This is a genomic window from Halomonas garicola (assembly GCF_031935715.1).
Lineage (GTDB): Bacteria > Pseudomonadota > Gammaproteobacteria > Pseudomonadales > Halomonadaceae > Vreelandella > Vreelandella garicola.
In genome coordinates this window covers 96,876-116,928 of the sequence record NZ_JASSZF010000003.1, presented here as the reverse complement: position 1 = coordinate 116,928, position 20,053 = coordinate 96,876, and the positions used below count along the sequence as shown (strand labels likewise).

Here is a 20,053-nt window from a genome sequence, read left to right as displayed (position 1 = left end):
GTAACCGTTAGCCGCTGCCATGCCACCGCGCCTTGATACGCTGAAAAATACCGAGCAGGAGCTGCGGATCTTTCGCCGGCGGGCGCTGCTGGCACTGGTGGTGGTGATCGCGCTGACCTCGCTGCTGGTCGGCCGGCTGGTCTACTTGCAGGTCGTCGAGCACGACAAGTACAGCACCCGCTCGGAGAGCAACCGCGTGCGCGTGGAGCCGCTGCCGCCGACCCGGGGACTGGTGTACGACCGCAACGGCGTGCTGCTGGCCGAAAACCGCCCGACCTATAACCTGACCATGGTGCGCGAGCGGGTCGACGATCTGGACCGGACCCTCGAGCGGCTGGTCACGCTGCTGGAGCTTTCCGACGACGACGTCGAGGCGTTCAAGAAGCGCTCGCGCCAGCGCCAGCGGCCCTTTCAGCCGGCGCTGTTGATGAGCGATCTGACCCAGGAGCAGATCGCCCGGCTGGCGGTCAACCGCCACCGGTTGCCCGGCGTGGAAGTCGAGGCCCAGCTGCTGCGCTACTACCCTCATGCCCACATCATGTCCCACGCGCTTGGCTACGTCGGGCGGATCAACGCCGAAGAGCTCAAGAACCTGGATACCGGGCGCTATGCCGGCACGCACTTTATCGGCAAGACCGGCATCGAGCGATTTTACGAACAGCAGCTGCACGGCCAGGCGGGGCTGCGCAAGGTGGAAACCAACGCCCGAGGCCGGGTGCTGCGCGAGCTGGGCCGCCAGGACCCGGTGCCGGGGAAAAACCTCACGCTGACCCTGGATACGGGCATGCAGCAGCTGGCGTTCGACCTGCTGGACGGCCGGCGCGGCTCGATCGTTGCTATCCAGCCCGACAGCGGCGACATCCTGGCGCTGGCATCAACGCCCGGATTTGACAGCAACCGCTTTGTGACCGGGATCGACGTTGCCTCCTACCAGGCGCTGCAGCAGGACATCGACCTGCCGCTGTTTAACCGCGCGATTCGCGGGCGCTACCCCACGGGATCGACGATCAAGCCCTTTGTCGCCGTTGCCGGGCTGCGCGAAGGCGTAATCACGCCGAACAAGACCATCAACGATCCGGGCTATTTTAAGCTGCCCAACGACTCGCGCCGCTACCGTAACTGGCTGCGCTGGGGGCACGGCCGGGTCGACATGGAGCGCTCGCTGGCGGTGTCCAACAACACGTACTATTACTCGCTGGCCCACGATCTGGGCATCGACAGGCTCGAGCGCCAGCTGGGAGCGTTCGGCATGGGGCAGCGCGTAGGCCACGACGTCCAGGGTGAAAGCAGCGGCCTTTTGCCGTCCCGGGAGTGGAAACGCGAGCGCTACAACCAGTCCTGGTACCCCGGCGAGACGCTCTCGGTGGGCATCGGCCAGGGCTACTTGCAGCTGACCCCACTGCAGCTCGCTACGGCCACGGCCACGCTTGCCAACAAAGGCGACTGGGTGAAACCGCACCTGGCGAGCAAGGTCGGCGACGAGCCGCTGCCCGACGAGCTCCCCGGCACGCCCGACGACATTGACCTGCCCAACCCGAGCGGCTGGGACACGGTGTTCAGCGGCATGGAAAAAGTCCTCAGCGGCCACGAGGGCACCGCCCGGCGTACCGGCAAGGGGCTTGAGTACCGCATGGCGGGCAAGTCGGGGACGGCCCAGGTGTTTTCGCTGGGCCGGGACGAACGCTATAACGCCGAGGAGCTGGCCGAGCGACTGCGCGACCACGCGCTGTTCATTGCCTTTGCCCCGGTCGAGGATCCCCAGATCGCCGTGGCGGTCATCGTCGAAAATGCCGGCGGCGGCAGTACCCACGCCGCCCACCTGGCCCGGGCGATGACCGATGCCTGGCTGCTCGATGAGGGCCACATGCCCAGCGAGGACGATTAGCCATGCCCTGGACGACGCTTTCACGCTTGCTCAACCGCTACCCCGTTCGCCCGCCGGACAGCGGCATGTCCCGGCGCAAGAGCCTGTGGCAAAATCTGCACCTGGACCCCTGGCTGCTCGTCCTGCTGCTGGCGCTGGTGGGCGCCGGGCTCCTGGTGCTGTACAGCGCCTCGGGCCGGCACGCCGACATGGTCGCCGGGCAGGCCCTGCGCTTTGTCGTGGCGTTTGCCGTCATGGCGGTGCTGGCGCAGTTTCCGCCCGCCACCTTTTATCGCTGGGCGCCGTTGGCCTACGGGCTGGGCGTGGTGATGCTGATTGCGGTGGAGCTAGTGGGGGATATCGGCATGGGCGCCCAGCGCTGGCTGGAAATCCCCGGCGTCGTGCGCTTTCAGCCCTCGGAAATGATGAAGCTTGCCACCCCGCTGATGGTGGCGGCCTACTTAAGCCGCACCGGCCTTCCGCCGCGCCTGCCCCACCTGTTCGTCGCCGCCGTATTGATCGGCCTGCCGGTGGTGCTCATCGCCATGCAGCCGGACCTGGGCACGTCGCTGCTGGTTACCAGCGCGGCGCTGATCGTGGTGCTGCTGGCGGGGCTTTCCTGGCGGCTGATTGGCTTTTTCCTGCTGCTGGCCGGGGCCGCGCTGCCGCTTTTATGGATCAATCTGCAAAACTACCAGCGCCAGCGGGTGCTGACGTTTTTGAACCCCGAAAGCGATCCGCTGGGGTCCGGCTGGAACATCATCCAGTCGACCACGGCCATCGGCAGCGGCGGCCTTAAGGGCAAGGGCTGGTTTGAGGGCACCCAGTCGCAGCTGGAGTTTCTGCCCGAGCGCCACACCGACTTTATCGTCGCCGTGCTGGGCGAAGAGTTCGGCCTGGTAGGGATGACCGCGCTGCTGGCGCTGTATTTTGTCATTGTGTGCCGGGGGCTGTGGCTGGCCGCCGCCGTTCAGGATACCTTCGGCCGGCTGGTGGCCGGCAGCGTCATCCTGACGTTTTTCATTTACGTGTTCGTCAACGTCGGCATGGTCAGCGGCATTCTGCCCGTGGTGGGGGTGCCGCTACCGCTGATCAGCTACGGCGGCACCTCGAGCGTGACCCTGCTGGCGGGGTTCGGTATTCTCATGTCGGTCCATGCCCACCGGCGGCTGCTGCCGCGCTGACCGGCCCGGGACATAGCGACGCTATCGCCACAATCCGCCGTTTTCAGGAGATAACCATGTGGAAGACAGCCTCCCGGCCGCGGTGGCTCATGCCGGCCCTGCTGGCGCTTGGCCTGCTGGGGGCGGCATCTACTGCCGCCGCCGCCCCGGACTTTGATCCGGAAAAGACCGGCTCCGACGCCGCGGCGCTGGTGGACGAGCTCAGCGACGAGGGCCTGCCCCGGGACTTTCTCGTAAAGGCGCTGGCCAAGGCCAATGCCAGCGAAGAGGTGCTGGACGCCATGTCCGGCGCCGTCGAGCGGCATCTGGAGTGGCCCGAGTACCGAGCGATATTTTTCACCGCCGAGCGCATCGAGCAGGGGGCTCGGTTCATGGAGCGCCACCGCGAAGCGCTGGAGCGGGCTCAGGCAACCTACGGCGTGCCGCCGGAAGTTATCACCGCCATCATCGGCGTTGAAACCTACTACGGGCGCCACAAGGGCGAGCACCGGGTGCTGGATTCGCTGGCCACGCTGGCGTTTGAGCACCCCGAGCGCGGCGACTTCTTTCGCGGTGAGCTGGCGGCGTTTCTGCGCCTGGCCTACGAGCAGGACATGGACCCGCAAAGCCTGCTCGGCTCCTACGCCGGCGCCATGGGCTACCCGCAGTTTATCCCCACCAGCTATGACGCCTACGCCATCGACTTTGACGACGACGGTCAGCGCGATCTCTGGCATAACCCGGCAGATGCCATCGGCAGCGTCGCCAACTACTTTGCCGAGCACGGCTGGCGCCGGGGCGAAGCCGTCTACCAGCCGGCGCTGGGGCCAGAGGCGCCCCCCGAGGGCCTGGCATTGAATCAGACGTCGCGCCCGGAAACCACGCTTGGCGAGGCCGTTGCGGCCGGCGTCTACCCGTTGGGGCGTACGCTTGAAAGCCTGGCCGATAACGCCCAGGCGCCGGTCGTGCCGCTGCGCCTGGCCGCCGAGGAGGGGTCGGCCACGTACCGGCTGGGTGGATACAATTTCTACGTGATCACGCGCTATAACCACAGTCACCTTTACGCCATGGCAGTGGCCGAGCTTGCCCGGGCCATTGCCGCTGACGCCCAGTCATCCCATCAGGACGAGGACCCGGCATGAGATCACGCTTTGCCGTACTACGCTTCGCCGTATGGCCCGCGGCCGTGCCCCCCAGGCTTCTTGTGTGCGCCGGTATTGCCTGTGCGCTGCTGACGCTTGCCGGCTGCGCCGGCCAGAGCTCGCGCTCCGCATCGGACGAGGCCGGCAAAAGCGCGGCGGCCGCTGCCGACAAGAGCGCCAAGGCCGATAGCGGCGGGCGCTACGCCATGAGCGCCGACGCCTACCCGCTGGACCCGCCGGACGTCTCCGACGTTCCCGATGCCGTGCCGCGCGTCGAGCCGCGCTCCCAGGTGGGTAACCGCTCAAGCTACACGGTGTGGGGTAAAAACTATCGGGTGCTGCCCGATGCCCGGGGCTACAGCAAAACCGGTACCGCCTCCTGGTACGGCAAGAAATTTCACGGCTACGCCACGTCCAGCGGCGAGATCTACGACATGTACCGGATGAGCGCGGCCCACCGCTCGCTGCCGCTGCCGACGTTTGCCCGAGTAACGCGGGAGGGGGCGGACAAGTCCGTGATCGTGCGGGTCAACGACCGCGGGCCGTTTCACAGTGAGCGCGTCATCGACCTGTCTTACGCGGCGGCCTCAAGGCTTGGGATCACCGATGACGGCACCGGAAGGGTCAGGGTAGAGGCCATCGACCCCAAACAGTGGCTCGCGCAGCAAGGAAAGGCCGCGCCCGAGGCAGCAGCGAATAAGGCAACGGCGAAAAAGGCGTCGAGCCAGCCAGCGCCGGCCAAACGGTCGCCGGCAAGGCAGGCCCAGGCCGATAGTGCCGGGCCGGCGGCCGCGGGGAGCGGCGCCTACTGGCAGGTGGCGGCGCTGGAAAGCCGCCCGGGGGCGCAAAAGCTCAAGCGCCGCCTGGAAGGCGAGCTTGGGGAGGACGTACGCATTGCCCGGGGCGACGGTATTTACCGGGTCCAGGTTGGGCCGGTCACCGCCGGGAACGATGAGAGCGCGCTTCGCGATGCGCTGCGCCGGGCGGGCTTTCCCCGGGCGTTTATCGTGCGATAATGCGCCCCGGACGCAAGCGGCGTATAGTGCGCGCCTTGCCGTTATTGAATGTTTCAAAAGAGAAATCATGTGATGAAAGCGTTGTTCGCAGACTCTTCTTCCGCCGCCCCCTCCGGGCGCCTGGTGCGCCGCCTGCGGGCGGCGGCGCTTGGCCTGGTGGCGGCGGCTGTGGTGACCCTGGCGCCGGTGTCGGCCAGCGCCCAGGCGGTGCCGCAACCGCAGACCCTCATTCCCGCCGCGCCGCAGCTGGCCGCCAGCTCGTGGATTTTGATGGATGCCAACAGCGGCCATATTCTCGCCCGGCAAAACGCCGACAAGCGTCTGCCGCCGGCGAGCCTGACCAAGCTGATGACCGCGTATCTGGTCGAGCGCGAGCTCAACCAGGGCTCCATCGAGCCCGATGATAAAGTCAACGTCAGCGAAAAGGCCTGGCGTACCGGCGGCTCGAAGATGTTCATCGAAGTGGGCAATCAGGTGCCCGTGGAAAAGCTCCTGCACGGCATCGTCATCGTCTCGGGCAACGACGCAAGCGTTGCCATGGCGGAGCACCTGGCCGGCGGCGAGGCACAGTTCGCCGATCTGATGAACCAGCACGCCTCCCGCCTGGACATGGAGAACACCCATTTCAAAAACGCCACTGGGCTACCGGTGGAAGGGCACTATTCCAGCGCGCATGATCTGGCGCGGCTGACCCGCCACATCGTCAATGACTATCCGGAGCACTATAAAATGTACTCCGAGCGCAGCTTTACCTACGGCGGGATCGAGCAGCCCAACCGCAACCGCCTGCTGTGGCGCGACCCGTCGGCCGACGGGCTGAAGACCGGCTGGACCGACGCCGCCGGGTACTGCCTGGTGTCCTCGGCCAAGCGCGAGGACATGCGCCTGATCGCGGTGGTCATGGGCACCAAGTCGGAAGAGGCCCGGGTTCAGGAAACCCAGAAGCTTTTGAGCTACGGCTTTCGCTTTTATGAAACCAAGCATCTGTACGAGCGCGGCGCGGTGCTGGCCTCGCCCCGGGTCTGGGGCGGCGAGATCGACAAGGTGCGCGTGGGCGTGGACAGCGAAGTCAACATGACCCTGCCGCGCAACCGCAGCGAGGAGCTGCGCGCCCGGCTGAACCTGGAACATGACTTAAGCGCCCCCATTGCCATGGGTGATGAAGTGGGTACGCTCGAGGTGACCCTGGGCGACAAGGTCGTCGGTACGCGCGCCATGGTCGCCCTTGAAGACGTCGAGGAAGGCGGGTTTTTCAAACGCCTGATGGACCAGGTCAAGCGCTTCTTCAGCGGCCTGCTGAGCCGCTTTACCGACTGAGCCTTTGGGGCGGCCCGTCCGCCCGGACGTTCACGATGAGCAAGCAGGGGGAGACATGCAGTCAGGCAGCAACCGGGCGTTTCGCGATATGCGCGAGACCGCGACGCAGAAAGCGCCCGAGATCACGTTTCCGTGTGACTATCCGATCAAGGTGGTCGGCGATGCAGCGGAGGATTTTGCCGCCGCTGTGTGCGCGGTGATCAAGCGCCATGCGCCGGACTTCAACGCCGCCGACATCCGGGTGATCGACAGCCGCAACGGCCGCTTTCAGTCGGTGCGCCTGAGCATTCGGGCCACCGGCGAGGCGCAGCTGAAGGCGCTGTTCGAGGAGCTCAAGGCCACCGGCCGCGTGCATATGGTGGTGTAGCGTGGGCGCTCCGGTGGCGATCGAGCTGCATTGTCTGGGGCGGCGTCCGTACCTGCCCGTGTGGCAGGCGATGCGCGAGCTGACCGAGACCCGGGATGCCCAAGCGGCGGATCAGTTCTGGCTGGTCGAGCACGAGCCGGTGTTTACCCAGGGCCAGGCGGGCAGGCCCGAGCACGTGCTGATGCCCGGGGATATCCCCGTGGTCCAGACCGACCGCGGCGGCCAGGTCACTTACCACGGCCCCGGCCAGGTGGTGCTGTACCCGCTGATCGACGTGCGCCGGGCAGGGCTTGGCGTGCGGGCGCTGGTGACGGCCATGGAAAACGCGGTGATCGACGTGCTGGCAGAATATGCCGTTGCCGCGCGTGCGCGACCCGATGCCCCGGGGGTTTACGTAATCCTCGACAGTGGGGAAGAGGCCAAGATTGCCTCGCTGGGTCTGCGCATCCGTCGCGGATCGAGCTACCACGGCGTGGCGCTGAACGTCGACGGCGACCTGGCGCCGTTCTCGCGCATCAACCCCTGCGGCCATGCCGGCATGCCCATGGCGCGGCTGGCTTCGCTGATCGAGCACAGGGAAGATGTGGAACACGGGGAAAAGATGAGCGTGGAAAGCGTCGGTGAGCAGCTGGCCCGGGCGCTGGCGGCGCGCATCGGACGCGAGCTGGCACCCGTGTGTAAATAACGCCCCGTATCGTTATAACGTCTAGCGCTAACGCATGGCGTCATGGATGAAAAAAGCCGCCGTGGATACGGCGGCTTTTTTGTGCGTGCGTGTTTTGTGAGTGCGAGCTGTGCGTACGTAGCGGGCGGCTTAGCTGACGCTCTGTACCGGAATCAGGTTATCGTCGCCGCCGGTTTCCTGGCCGGGCACCGCGGCGGGAGAGGCAAGCCCCAGGTTGTTTTTCTCGAACACCCGGTCGGCGCGGTAGCTCGAGCGCACCAGCGGGCCGGAGGGCACTTCCATGAAGCCCTTGGCAAGCCCCAGCTGGCGATAGTTCTCGAACTCTTCCGGGGTGACCCAGCGCTCCACCGGCAGGTGGTTTTTCGTCGGGCGCAGGTACTGGCCAAGAGTGACGATGTCCACGCCGATCTCGCGCAGGTCGTCGAACGTCTGCAGGATTTCCTCGTCGGTCTCGCCAAGCCCCAGCATGATGCTGGTCTTGGTGATGGTCTGCGGGCGGTAGCGCTTGGCGTGGGCCAGCACGTCCAGCGTCTTGCGGTAGCCGGCGCGGGGGTCGCGCACCCGGGAGGTCAGGCGCTCGACGGTTTCGACGTTCTGGGCAAATACTTCAAGGCCCGAGTCCACCACCCGCTCGATGGCGGCGGGATCGGCGTCGAAGTCCGGGGTCAGGGCCTCGACCACCACCTCGGGGGTGCGCTCCTTGATCGCGCTGATGCAGCTGGCGTAGTGGCCGGCGCCGCCGTCGTCAAGATCGTCGCGGTCCACCGAGGTCAAAACGATATAGCGCAGCCCCATCAGCTCCACCGAGTTGGCGGTGTTGGCGGGCTCGTCCTTGTCCAGCCAGCCCTGGGGGTTGCCGGTATCCACCGCGCAGAAGCGGCAGGCGCGGGTGCATACCGACCCCATGAGCATGATGGTGGCGGTACCGTTGCTCCAGCACTCGCCCAGGTTGGGGCAGTGGGACTCGGCGCAGACGGTGCTCAGGCCGTGCTTGGCGACGTTTTTCTTCACCGCCTCAAAGCGTTCGCCGCCGGGGATGCGGGCGCGCAGCCACTTGGGCTTGCGCTCGAGCGAGGCATCGGGCTCGGCTTCCACCGCCGCCTTGCGCTGCTTGATCCCGTCCTTGATGACTGACATGCCGCGATCGTTGCGAAATTTTTCGCCGCTTTGCACGCGCTGCAAGGTATCGTTGCTCATGACTGAAAGAGCCTCTACTGTGCGATGACGGGCCATGCCACCGGATCTCGTGGGGCGTCAGCACGTCAATGGATGCGTCGGTAAATACGCCCAATGTAACATGGTTAGCGGCGCGCAGGATATTTCCAGCGGCGAGAGCCCTGGATAGCTCTGGCCGGGCTAGCGCTTCTGTTGGGCGTGGGTTAGGGTAGGCGCATTTTTTCACTCGCGCAAAAAGTGCCAGACAGCGCGATACGCCTGTTCAACTGCCGTTTTTTGTCGGCACAGCATTTAAGTGGAGCACTATGGGCAAGTCACTGGTCATCGTTGAGTCGCCGGCCAAGGCGAAAACGATCAACAAATATCTCGGCCGCGATTTCATCGTCAAGTCGAGCGTGGGTCATATCCGTGACCTGCCGACCAGCGGCTCGAGTAAAACCGCTGTGGACCCCAAGGAGCGGGCGCGTCAGGCGGCGTTGACCCGCAAGATGTCCGCAGAAGAAAAGGCGGCGCATAAAAAGCGCAAGGCGCATACCCAGCTGATTCGGCGCATGGGCATTGATCCGGATAACGGCTGGGAGGCGCATTACGAAACGCTGCCGGGCAAGGAAAAGGTGGTGGCCGAGCTGAAAAAGCTCGCCGCCGACGCCGACGCGGTCTATCTGGCAACGGATTTGGACCGCGAGGGCGAAGCCATTGCCTGGCACCTGCGCGAGGCCATTGGCGGCGACGACGACCGCTACAAGCGCGTGGTGTTCAACGAGATCACCAAAAACGCCATCCAGGACGCGTTCAAGGCCCCCGGCTCGCTGAACATCCCCCGGGTGGAGGCCCAGCAGGCGCGGCGCTTTCTCGACCGCGTGGTGGGCTTCATGCTCTCGCCGCTGCTCTGGGCCAAGGTGGCCCGGGGGCTGTCGGCCGGGCGGGTGCAGTCGGTGGCTATGCGGCTGATCGTCGAGCGCGAGCGCGAAATCCGCGCCTTTATTCCCGAAGAGTTCTGGGACGTTCACGCCGACCTGGTTACGCCCGAGGGCGAGGCCGTGCGCTTTGTGCTGGCGCGCCAGAACGGCCAGGCGTTTCGCCCCACCGCCGAAGCCGAGACCCTCGAGCGCATTGCCGGGCTGAAAGGCGCTGACCTGGCGATTACCGCCCGGGAAGACAAGCCCACGCGCTCAAAGCCCAACGCCCCCTTTATCACCTCGACGCTGCAGCAGGCGGCAAGCGGGCGGCTGGGCTTTTCGGTGAAAAAGACCATGACCATGGCCCAGCGTCTTTACGAGGCGGGCTACATCACCTATATGCGTACCGACTCCACCAATCTGTCCAACGACGCGGTGGAGAGCGCGCGGGGCTTCATCGGCGAGGAATACGGCAAGCGCTACCTGCCGGAAGCGCCCAACCGCTATGCCAGCAAGGAAAGCGCCCAGGAGGCCCACGAGGCCATCCGCCCGTCCAACGTCGAAACCCGGGCGGGCGACCTTGCCAGCATGGAGCGCGACGCCGAGCGCCTTTACGAGCTCATTTGGCGCCAGTTCGTGGCCTGTCAGATGACCCCGGCCGAGTACCTTTCCAGCACCCTGAGCATTGACGTTGACGGCTATGAGCTGCGCGCCAAGGGCCGGGTGCTGAAGTTTGACGGCTATACCCGGGTCATGAAGCCCTCGGGCAAGAATGAGGACCAGCGCCTGCCCGACCTTGCCGAAGGCACGCCGATGACCCTCGACGCCCTGGATCCCCAGCAGCACTTCACCAAGCCGCCGGCGCGCTATACCGAAGCCGCGCTGGTCAAGGAGCTGGAGAAGCAGGGTATCGGCCGGCCGTCGACCTACGCGGCGATTATCTCGACGATCCAGGACCGCGGCTACGTCAAGCTGGAAAACCGCCGCTTCTACGCCGAAAAGCTCGGCGATATCGTCACCGAGCGGCTCAAGGAGTCGTTCCCTGATCTCATGGACTACTCCTTTACCGCGCGCATGGAAGACGGGTTGGACGACGTCGCCGAGGGCGAGCGCAGCTGGCGGGCGCTGCTGGATACCTTCTACCACGAGTTCCGCGACGAGCTGGCCCAGGCCGAAAGCGAAGACGGCATGCGCCCCAACCAGCCGGTGCCCACGGATATCGAGTGCCCCCAGTGCGGGCGCCACATGCAGATCCGTACCGCCTCTACCGGGGTGTTTCTGGGCTGCAGCGGCTATAACCTGCCGCCCAAGGAGCGCTGCAAGACCACCATTGACCTGATCCCCGGCGAAGAGGCCGTCGCCGCCGATGCCGGCGCCGATGCCGAAACCAACGCCCTGCGCGCCAAGCGCCGCTGCCCGCGGTGCGAAACCGCCATGGACAGCTATCTCATCGACGAGACGCGCAAGCTGCATATCTGCGGTAACAGCCCCGACTGCGGCGGCTACGAGATCGAAAGCGGCAAGTTCAAGATCAAGGGCTACGACGGGCCGGTCATCGAGTGCGACAAGTGCGGTCACGAGATGCAGCTCAAGTCCGGGCGCTTTGGCAAGTACTTCGGCTGCACCAACAGCGAGTGCAAGAACACCCGCAAGCTGCTGCGCAGCGGCGAGGTGGCGCCGCCGAAGATGGACCCGATTCCCATGCCGGAGCTTGCCTGCCAGAAGGTCGACGACCACTATGTGCTCCGCGACGGCGCCAGCGGGCTGTTTCTGGCGGCGAGCAAGTTCCCCAAGAACCGCGAGACGCGCCCGCCTCTGGTCAAGGAGCTCAAGGCCCACGCCGACGAGCTGCCGGAGAAATACCGCTTCATTCTCGACGCGCCCAGCGAAGATCCTGACGGGCGGCCGGCGCAGATTCGCTTTTCGCGCAAGAACAAGGCCCAGTTCGTCATGACCGACGAAAACGGCAAGGCCACGGGGTGGAAAGCCACCTTTGATGAGGGCAAGTGGCAGGTAGAAGACAAACGCAAGAAGTAACGCCCGGGCGGCGCCGGGCACGCTGGCTCCACCGGAGGCCGTGCCAACGTCTTCTGCGGCGTGCAGCGAGCGGTGACCCCGTGGCATGCTGTCAAGGTCACACAGGTGGCGTGACCAAAGCCTAAAAAGGAGAGGTATATGCGCTATAACCAAGTACGCGATCTGATCGCCTGGGCGGCCGACTTTCACGGGCGGATGGCTCGTCAGTTCGGCGACCGGGCCAAGGATGCGGAAAGCGAACGCCTGCAAATAGCGCTGGATTACCTGGCAAGCCAGGAGCTGCGCATGAAATCCGGGCTGGAAGATACCCTGGACGAAGGCTCCGCCCATCAGGAAGTGCTCAACACCTGGTTTGACGACCCGGCCGACTTCCCCCAGCCGCCGGGGCTTGAGCGCCTGACACAGTACGCCACTTATGACAGCATCGAAGCGGCCCTGCAGACCTCGACGGAAGCGCACAACGCGCTGCAGGAGCTTTATGAGTACCGCGCAAAAAAGGCCGTGATTCCTGCCGAGGAAGAGTTCTTCAACTCGCTGGCCGAAGGCCACGAGGCCGAGGTGCGCCGCATTGTCTCGCAGTTTGAGGATTTTAGCGATATTTAGCTGAGGGTACCGGCCCGTCCCGCATTTTTTCCTGACAAGAGTATGCCCTATGCCTCTGGATCGTCGCCGTTTTCTGGCCGGTACCGCAGCCTTTCTGGCCTTTCAGGCCGCCCCGGCCAGCGCCGGTTTCCTGGCCAAAATCGCCTTTATCGATCTGGTCGAACAGCAGCTGGAAGAGGCGATGCATCCGCGCTTTCCCGGCGAGGTCTGGGTGCTGGTAGACGGTCGTAAGCTGTCGCTCGACGTTTATCGCGGTCGCGAGCGTATCGAGCATTTTGCACCGGTATCGCTGGGGCGCGGCGGGGCGGATAACCAGCGCATCAGCGGCGGTAGCGTGACCCCCAGGGGCGAGTTTCGCGTCAACCGTTTCAATTTCGACAGCCGCTGGCACCTGTTCATGGGCGTGGACTACCCGACGCCCGACCACGCGCGTATGGCCCTGCGCACCGGGCTTTATTCCCGCGAGGACTACCAGGCGTATTTCGATCACTACCGCCGCTACGGGACGCCGCCCCAGGATACCGTGCTGGGCGGCGCCATCGGCCTGCACGGGCTGGGAGAGGCCGACCCCGAGGTCCACCGGCGCATGAACTGGACCCAGGGCTGCGTGGCCATGACCGATACCCAAATCGAACAGCTGGAAGAGCTGGTTGGCATTGGCACCCGCATCGTTATTCGCTAAGGTGTTGTTGTCGAAGATTGTTCAAAGTTTCAGTATTTGAACATAGGATGCTAGACAAACGTTGTTGGCTATAATACAACAGCGTTTCGCGTCTGTGCTTCGCGGCATATGTCGCTGCAGTAAACCTGCAAATTGCAGGTGGACAAGCATGCATAAGGGCTTTAGCCTTATGCCTGCCGATTCATTAATGTAGCACCAAGGAAGATTCAAGGAGAACACTATGACTCTGAAGACGACCCTGAAAATGTCTGCCGCTGCCGCTTCTCTGGCTATTCTGGCCGGCTGTGCTTCTACCAGCGCGCTGGAAGAAGTTCGCACCACGGCAGAATCCGCTCAGGCTGATGCCGCTGAAGCGCAGAGCACTGCGTCTCAGGCGATGAACACTGCCAAGCAGGCGCAGCGTGACGCACGTGCCGCACTGCAGATGTCTGAGAAGAACCGTGAAGAAATGAACCGCATGTTTGAGCGCTCCATGCAGAAGTAAGACGCATGGAAACCGCAAGGGGCCGACGTTCTTAAAGGGCCAACGTCCTTTGCGGCTGCTTTTACATAGCACAAAAAACCCTGCCTCGGCAGGGTTTTTTGTTATCTGGACAGCGCGGATTTATTCGCCGTCGTCGTCTTTGTCGGCGGGCTGGGATTTTAGCTGGAGATTTTTCAGCAGGGTAGCGGTGTTGCGGTTTTCATCGCCTTCACGGGAGGCTTCGGCCTGGGGGCCGGAAAGCGCCAGGATGCTGCCGTTGGGCTCTTCAATGGCCTGTTTGACGCGCTTGTAGTCGACCTCGACCCCCTGTTCGCCGGTTTTCGCCTCGATGATTTCCAGGGCGTTGAGCAGCGGCTCGAAATCACCGCTGTTTTCTTCCAGCTGAGGGAAGGACTGCACCAGCAGGCTGCCGTCGCTGTCCAGGCCGGCCTTGAACGGCGCGTCGATGATGTTGACTCGGGTGCTGCCCGGAAGCCGCTTATAAAGCGACTCGATGTCTTCGGGGTACATGCGGATGCAGCCGCGGCTGACACGCATGCCCACGCCTTCGGGGCGGTTGGTGCCGTGGATCAAATAGCTTGGCAGGCCCAGCAGAATGGCGTGGCGGCCCAGGGGGTTGTCCGGGCCTGCGGGCACCACCTTGGGGGCGGGGTCGCCGCGCTCGGCGGCTTCCCGGCGCATGGAGGCCGGCGGCGCCCAGGCCGGATCCTTGACCTTGACCGTGGTTTTGGTCACGCCGACGGGGGTTGCGAATTCATCACGGCCGACGCTGACCGGATAGGTCTCGACGATGTTTGGCTTGTCCGCCGGGTAGTAGTAAAGGCGCAGCTCGGAGAGGTTGATGACAATGCCTTCGCGCTTGACGTCGGGAAGAATATAGCGGCTGGGAAGATTGACTTCGGTTCCCTCGCCGGGCACCCAGAGGCTGACGCCGGGGTTGGCCATGCGCATCTCTTCGTAGCCGATGTTGTGCTGGCGGGCAATGTCGACCAGCGTCTGCTCCTGATCCTTGACGGTGACCGTGTAATGCTTGCCGACCACGTCGCCTTCGTCGGGGATGTGGAACTGCCCCCGGGGCAGGTCGTTGGGGGCGGCAGCCGGCGCTTCGTCGGCGGACGTCTGGTCGGCGCTCGACGCCTTGCTTTTGGCCGTCAGGGCGCGGGCGTTTTCCAGTAGCGTAGAAGCCGACTGGCTGTCGGCCTTGTCGTTCTCGGCGCTCGCCTTTTGGAGCGAGGCCGCCGTGGCGGTGGCGGGCAGGGTCAGGCAGGCGGCGCTGATGGCGGCGGCCAGCAGCGTGACGGCAGGCGTCTTGGTCAAACGTCGATGGGCAGCGTTGGCGCTCATGTCATGTCCTTATACGTCTCAGGGGGCTGGGGGTTTCTGGTTAAGGGTGTGCAGCAGGGCTTCGACCTGTTCAAAGCGTGCCTCCACGCTTTCCATGGGCAGCGTGAAGCGCAGGGTATCAGAGCCGTCCAGGCGGTACTTGTCCGGCGCCTGCTGAATGAGGCTGACCAGCGTCATCGGGTCGACCCGAGTGTCGGCGGCAAAGATGATCCGACCGCGCGTCTCGCCGGCTTCCAGGCGGCTGATGCCCAGCGGCTCGGCGCGCTGGCGCAGCCGGGTCTGGCGGATTAAGTGCTTGAGCGGCGCGGGCAGCAGCCCAAAGCGGTCGATGAGCTCTACCTGAAGCTCCCTGAGCTCGTCGTCGCCCTGGGCGTTGGCAATTCGCTTGTACATGACCAGACGCTGCTGCACGTCGTGGATATAGTCGTCGGGGATCAGCGCCGGAAGGTTCAGGCTGATGTCGACGCCGCTGTCAAACGGCGCCTCGAGGTTGGGTGTTTTGCCGGCGCGAATGGCTTTCACCGCGCGGTCGAGCATTTCCATATAGAGGGTGTAGCCGATGGTTTCCATCTGGCCGCTCTGCTCGTCGCCCAAAAGCTCGCCGGCGCCGCGAATCTCCATGTCGTGGCTGGCAAGCGTGAAGCCCGCCCCCAGGTCGTCCGAGGCGCTGATGGCCTCGAGCCGCTTGACCGCATCCCGGGTCATGGCCTTGGGCGGCGGGGTGAGCAGGTAGGCGTAGGCCTGGTGGTGGCTGCGGCCCACGCGCCCGCGTAGCTGGTGCAGCTGGGCGAGACCGAACTTGTCGGCGCGCTCGATCACAATGGTGTTGGCGCTGGGCACATCGATGCCGCTTTCGATGATGGTCGAGCACACCAGCACGTTGAAGCGGCGGTGGTAGAAGTCCGACATGACCCGCTCCAGGCTGCGCTCGGGGAGCTGGCCGTGGGCCACCGCTACCCGGGCGTCGGGCACCAGTTCGCGGATTTTCTCCGCGGCGGTGTCGATGGTCTTGACTTCGTTGTGAAGGAAATACACCTGGCCGCCGCGCAGTATCTCGCGCAGCAGCGCCTCCTTGATCACGCCGTCGGCGCGCTGCTGGACAAACGTCTTCACCGACAGCCGCCGTGCCGGCGGCGTAGCGATGATCGACAGATCACGAATGCCGCTCATGGCCATGTTGAGCGTGCGCGGAATGGGCGTGGCGGTGAGCGTGAGGATGTCGATTTCGGCGCGCAGGGTCTTGAGCTTTTCCTTCTGCGCGACGCCGAAGCGGTGCTCCTCGTCGATGATCAAAAGCCCCATGTGGGGCAGATCGACGCTTTTCGACAGCAGCTTGTGGGTGCCGATGACGATATCGGTCTGGCCGCTTGTGACTTTCTCCAGCGCCTCAGAGGCGCCTTTGCCGCCGGTGAAGCGCGATAGCAGGCCGAGGGTGACGGCGGTATCGGCAAAGCGGTCGCGAAAGTTTTCAAAGTGCTGGCGGGCGAGCAGGGTGGTGGGCACCAGCACGACCACCTGGCGGCCGGACTGCACGGCGAGAAACGCCGCGCGCATGGCCACCTCGGTCTTGCCGAAGCCGACGTCGCCGCAGATCACCCGGTCCATGGGCTGGGGCGCGGTCAGGTCGTTGACCACGGCGTTAATGGCGGCTTCCTGGTCGGGCGTTTCCTCGAACGGGAAGCTGGCGGCAAAGCGCTGATAGTCGCTGTCCGGGGCGTCGTAAACCACGCCCTGCTGGGCTTCGCGGCGGGCGTAGATGTCGAGCAGCTCGGCGGCGGTGTCGCGGATCTTCTCGGCGGCTTTCTTGCGCGCCTTGTCCCACTGCTCCGAGCCCAGCTTGTGCAGCGGGGCCAGCTCGTCGTCGACGCCGCTGTAGCGCGAGATCAGGTGAAGGTTGTCCACCGGTACGTAAAGCTTGGCGCCGCCGGCGTATTCCAGGGCGAGAAACTCGCTGGCCTGGCCGCCGGCCTCAAGCGCTTCCAGCCCCAGGTAGCGGCCCACCCCGTGGGCCTGGTGCACCACCGGCGCGCCGGCCTTGAGCTCGGACAGGTGGTGGACGGCGAAATCGTCGTCGTCGGTGGCTTTTTCCCGGCGTCGGCTCTGGCGCACGACGTCGCCGAACAGTTCGGTTTCGGTCAGAACCAGAATATCCGGCGCGCCCAGCCACAGGCCGGCATCCACCTGCCCCTCGGTCAGGGCATACGGCGCGTCACCGCTGAGAAAAGCGTTAAAGCCCTCGACGTGGGGCAGCGCCAATGAAAGCGGGGCGAGCAGCTCTTCCAGCGCTTCGCGCCGCCCCCGGGACTCGGCGACAAAGAGGATGCGCGTGTCCGGATGCTGGTCAAGGAAGTGCGCAAGCGCTGCCAGCGGCGTGTGGCTGCGGGCGTTGATGGCGACGTCGGGCAGCGCCAGCGCATCCGGCGCCCGGGCGTGGCGGTGTTCGCCGTCGTCGGTGAGCTCGATGCGCGGGCGCTGCTTGACCGCGGCAAAGATGTCGCTCACCGGCCAGAACGCCCGATGGGGCGGCAGGAGCGGGCGCGTGGGGTCCACGCCGAGGTTGGCGTAGCGCGCCTCGATGGCCTCCCAGTGCTGCTCGGCGGCGTGAAATACGTCGGGGAGCAGGGCCACGCGAGTGTCGTCCGTCAGGTGATCGAACAGCGACGCGGTCTGCTCGAAAAACAGCGGCAGGTACTGCTCGAGCCCGGGGGAGGGAATGGCCTTGAGCGCGTCGTTGTACAGCGGGCACTGGCGCGGGTCGACGTCGAACAGGGTTTCGAACTGCTCGCGAAAACGGGCAATGGCGCTGCGCGACAGCGGGTATTCATGGGCCGGGAGCAGCTCCACCCGCTCCACTTTTTCGCTGGAGCGCTGGGTGCCGGGGTCAAAATAGCGCAGGGTGTCGATTTCGTCGTCGAACAGGTCAATGCGTACGGGCTGCTCCATGCCCATGGCGTAAAGGTCGATCAGCGCGCCGCGAATGGCGTACTCGCCGGGCTCGAAGACGGTTTCCACCGCGCGATAGCCGCCCCGGGTCAGCGACTCGCGCAGCTGCTCGCGGTCCAGGGTGTCGCCGGCGGCCAGGGTCAACACCCTCCCGGCGATGTAGTCCACCGGCGGCAGCCGCTGCATCAGGGTGTTGATCGGCACCAGCACAATGCCGTGCACGCCGTCCTGGAGCCTGCGCAGGGTGCGCAGCCTCGCCGAGACGATATCCTGGTGCGGGGAGAAGCTATCGTAGGGCAGCGTTTCCCAGTCGGGGAAGGGCAGCACCGGCACGTCGCTGTAAAAGGCCAGCGTCTGTTCCAGGCGCTGGGCGCTGGCGGTGCTTGGCGTGATGACCAGCAAGGGGGCCTGCCCGGCTGCCCGGGCCAGCGCCAGGGCAGCGGCGCTGCCCGGCGGCGATGTCCAGAACAGCGTATCGCGGGTGCCCCGGGGAGTTGGCGGTTCGAGCAGTGAAAAAGTCGGCATAGTCGATATCGGTTGGCGAGTTGACGCGGAAAAAAGAAAGCTCCGATCATACACGATCCGCCGGGCGAGCATGGCCACCCGGCGTCGATGATCCGTGTTTCGGGGAGATAACGGGCGCGGTGTAACCGGTTTACAGGCGCTGCGACCATCCTGTGATTGCGATACCCTCGGCAGGTCGGGATAATACCCGCACGAACTTCCTTCTATTACCCAAAGAGGTCGCACGTGAGTCAGCCCATGCTTGATAACGTTTTCCGGGAATGGCAGAGCAGCGAAGCCCTGGCCGAACAGATGATTCCGCTGGTGGGGCGCCTGTACCGCCAAAACAACGTCGTAGCCACCATGTTCGGCCGCTCGCTGATCAAGCAGTCGGTGATCCGTATTTTGAAAGATCACCGCTTCGTGCGCAAAATCGAAGGCACCGAGCTAACCGTGGAAGACACCTTTCCCATCGTCCGGGCGATGAGCGAGCTGAATCTGGGCCCGGCACACGTCGACGTGGGCAAGCTGGCGGTGAACTTCAAGCGCCAGGGCGGCGGCGACGTGGAGGCCTACCTGCGCAAGGAGCTGCACGAAATTGTCGACGCCTACCAGCCGGGCGCAAGCACCGGCGAGCCCCAGGACGTGGTGCTCTACGGCTTTGGCCGGATCGGCCGGCTGTTGACCCGGGTAATGATCGAAAAGGCCGGCGGCGGCAACCTGCTGCGCCTGCGCGCCATTGTGGTGCGCGGCCGCGGCGATGTGGCCAAGGACCTGGAAAAGCGCGCGAGCCTTTTGCGCCGGGACTCTGTGCACGGCCCCTTTGAAGGCACCATCGACGTCGACGCCGAGGCGCGCACGCTGACCGTCAACGGCAACGTCATCCAGATGATCTACGCCGATTCCCCGAGCGACATCGACTACACCGACTACGGCATCAACAACGCGGTGATCGTGGATAACACCGGCATCTGGCGCGACGAGGAAGGCCTGGGCCAGCACCTGGAGTGCAAGGGCGCAGCGAAGGCGATTCTCACCGCGCCGGGCAAGGGCGAGATCAAGAACATCGTCTACGGCATCAACCACGACGACATCCAGGAAGACGATCACATTCTCTCGGCGGCGTCGTGCACCACCAACGCCATTGTGCCGGTGCTCAAGGTGATCAACGACGAGTACGGCGTCACCACCGGCCACGTGGAAACCGTGCACGCCTACACCAACGACCAGAACCTGATCGATAACTACCACAAGGGCGACCGCCGCGGGCGCAGCGCCGCGCTTAACATGGTGCTTACTGAAACCGGCGCGGCCAAGGCCGTAGCCAAGGCGCTGCCCGAGCTTGAAGGTAAGCTTACCGGCAACGCCATCCGCGTGCCCACGCCCAACGTCTCCATGGCGATTCTCAACCTGACCCTGGAAAAGGGCGCTGATGCCGAGTCGCTCAACGACTATCTGCGCGACATGTCGATCCACTCGGCCTACCAGAAGCAGATCGACTTCGTCGACTCCGCCGAAGTGGTCTCGTCGGACTTTGTCGGCAACCGCAAGGCGGGCATTGTGGACGCCAAGGCCACCATCGCCGACGACAACCACGCCGTGATGTATGTGTGGTACGACAACGAGTTCGGCTACAGCTGCCAGGTCATTCGCCTGCTGCAGCACGTGTCCCACGTCAACTTCCTCAAGCTGCCCCACGAAGCCGGCTGATCGCGCCTCCAAGAGCCGCCGTCATGCCTGCGAAAACGCCACCTTCGGGTGGCGTTTTGCGTTGGTCGGAGGGCGGCTAGCGCGGGACCCTACCACCTATGGGAGGCCGGATGGATG

General features: G+C 64.8%; 15 protein-coding genes. 12 read left to right on the top strand and 3 right to left on the bottom strand.

Going from position 1 to position 20,053, the window contains the following annotated elements:
- Positions 1–19 precede the first annotated feature (19 nt).
- The 7 genes from mrdA (at position 20) to lipB (ending at position 7,554) form a co-directional block, all read left to right on the top strand.
- Positions 20–1,885 (top strand): penicillin-binding protein 2, encoded by a 1,866-nt coding sequence (gene mrdA, locus RS027_RS02315; protein WP_311953400.1) that lies wholly within the window; start codon positions 20–22, stop codon positions 1,883–1,885.
- Between the two features lie 2 nt (positions 1,886–1,887).
- Positions 1,888–3,048 (top strand): rod shape-determining protein RodA, encoded by a 1,161-nt coding sequence (gene rodA / locus RS027_RS02310; protein WP_311953397.1) that lies wholly within the window; start codon positions 1,888–1,890, stop codon positions 3,046–3,048.
- A 56-nt stretch (positions 3,049–3,104) separates the two neighbouring features.
- The gene (gene mltB, locus RS027_RS02305; RefSeq protein WP_311953394.1) at positions 3,105–4,169 is read left to right on the top strand and encodes a lytic murein transglycosylase B; all 1,065 of its coding nucleotides are present in this window, start codon (positions 3,105–3,107) and stop codon (positions 4,167–4,169) included.
- The gene (locus tag RS027_RS02300) at positions 4,166–5,185 is read left to right on the top strand and encodes a septal ring lytic transglycosylase RlpA family protein (RefSeq protein ID WP_311953392.1); all 1,020 of its coding nucleotides are present in this window, start codon (positions 4,166–4,168) and stop codon (positions 5,183–5,185) included. Before mltB ends, RS027_RS02300 begins: the two co-directional genes overlap by 4 nt.
- Positions 5,186–5,257: 72 nt before the next feature.
- The gene (locus RS027_RS02295; RefSeq protein WP_311953389.1) at positions 5,258–6,502 is read left to right on the top strand and encodes a D-alanyl-D-alanine carboxypeptidase family protein; all 1,245 of its coding nucleotides are present in this window, start codon (positions 5,258–5,260) and stop codon (positions 6,500–6,502) included.
- A gap of 55 nt (positions 6,503–6,557) precedes the next feature.
- Positions 6,558–6,869, top strand: a complete 312-nt coding sequence (locus RS027_RS02290) for an HP0495 family protein (protein WP_311953386.1) — start codon at positions 6,558–6,560, stop codon at positions 6,867–6,869.
- Between the two features lies 1 nt (position 6,870).
- Positions 6,871–7,554 carry a lipoyl(octanoyl) transferase LipB gene (gene lipB, locus RS027_RS02285; protein WP_311953384.1) on the top strand — a complete coding sequence of 228 codons (684 nt, stop codon included), beginning with the start codon at positions 6,871–6,873 and terminating at the stop codon, positions 7,552–7,554.
- A gap of 129 nt (positions 7,555–7,683) precedes the next feature.
- Here lipB and lipA read toward each other — a convergent pair whose 3' ends face one another.
- On the bottom strand, positions 7,684–8,751 hold the full coding sequence (lipA, locus tag RS027_RS02280; protein WP_311953382.1) for a lipoyl synthase: 1,068 nt from the start codon (positions 8,749–8,751) through the stop codon (positions 7,684–7,686).
- A gap of 284 nt (positions 8,752–9,035) precedes the next feature.
- Between lipA and topA the strand changes: the two genes are divergently transcribed.
- From topA to RS027_RS02260, 4 genes are all read left to right on the top strand, one after another.
- Positions 9,036–11,666: a type I DNA topoisomerase gene (gene topA, locus RS027_RS02275; RefSeq protein ID WP_311953380.1), complete on the top strand. Its 2,631-nt coding sequence runs from the start codon at positions 9,036–9,038 to the stop codon at positions 11,664–11,666.
- A gap of 138 nt (positions 11,667–11,804) precedes the next feature.
- Entirely contained in the window at positions 11,805–12,269 is a 465-nt protein-coding gene (locus RS027_RS02270; RefSeq protein ID WP_311953377.1) for a 2-hydroxyacyl-CoA dehydratase, read from the top strand.
- 49 nt (positions 12,270–12,318) lie between these two features.
- Entirely contained in the window at positions 12,319–12,951 is a 633-nt protein-coding gene (locus RS027_RS02265; RefSeq protein WP_311953374.1) for a L,D-transpeptidase family protein, read from the top strand.
- Between the two features lie 220 nt (positions 12,952–13,171).
- Positions 13,172–13,435 (top strand): Lpp/OprI family alanine-zipper lipoprotein, encoded by a 264-nt coding sequence (locus RS027_RS02260; RefSeq protein ID WP_311882243.1) that lies wholly within the window; start codon positions 13,172–13,174, stop codon positions 13,433–13,435.
- Positions 13,436–13,555: 120 nt separating this feature from the next.
- Here RS027_RS02260 and RS027_RS02255 read toward each other — a convergent pair whose 3' ends face one another.
- Positions 13,556–14,779, bottom strand: a complete 1,224-nt coding sequence (locus tag RS027_RS02255) for a L,D-transpeptidase family protein (RefSeq protein ID WP_311953371.1) — start codon at positions 14,777–14,779, stop codon at positions 13,556–13,558.
- An 18-nt stretch (positions 14,780–14,797) separates the two neighbouring features.
- Positions 14,798–18,247 (bottom strand): transcription-repair coupling factor, encoded by a 3,450-nt coding sequence (mfd, locus tag RS027_RS02250; RefSeq protein ID WP_311953368.1) that lies wholly within the window; start codon positions 18,245–18,247, stop codon positions 14,798–14,800.
- Positions 18,248–18,472: 225 nt separating this feature from the next.
- Between mfd and RS027_RS02245 the strand changes: the two genes are divergently transcribed.
- The gene (locus tag RS027_RS02245; protein ID WP_311953365.1) at positions 18,473–19,936 is read left to right on the top strand and encodes a glyceraldehyde-3-phosphate dehydrogenase; all 1,464 of its coding nucleotides are present in this window, start codon (positions 18,473–18,475) and stop codon (positions 19,934–19,936) included.
- The last annotated feature ends 117 nt before the right edge of the window (positions 19,937–20,053 follow it).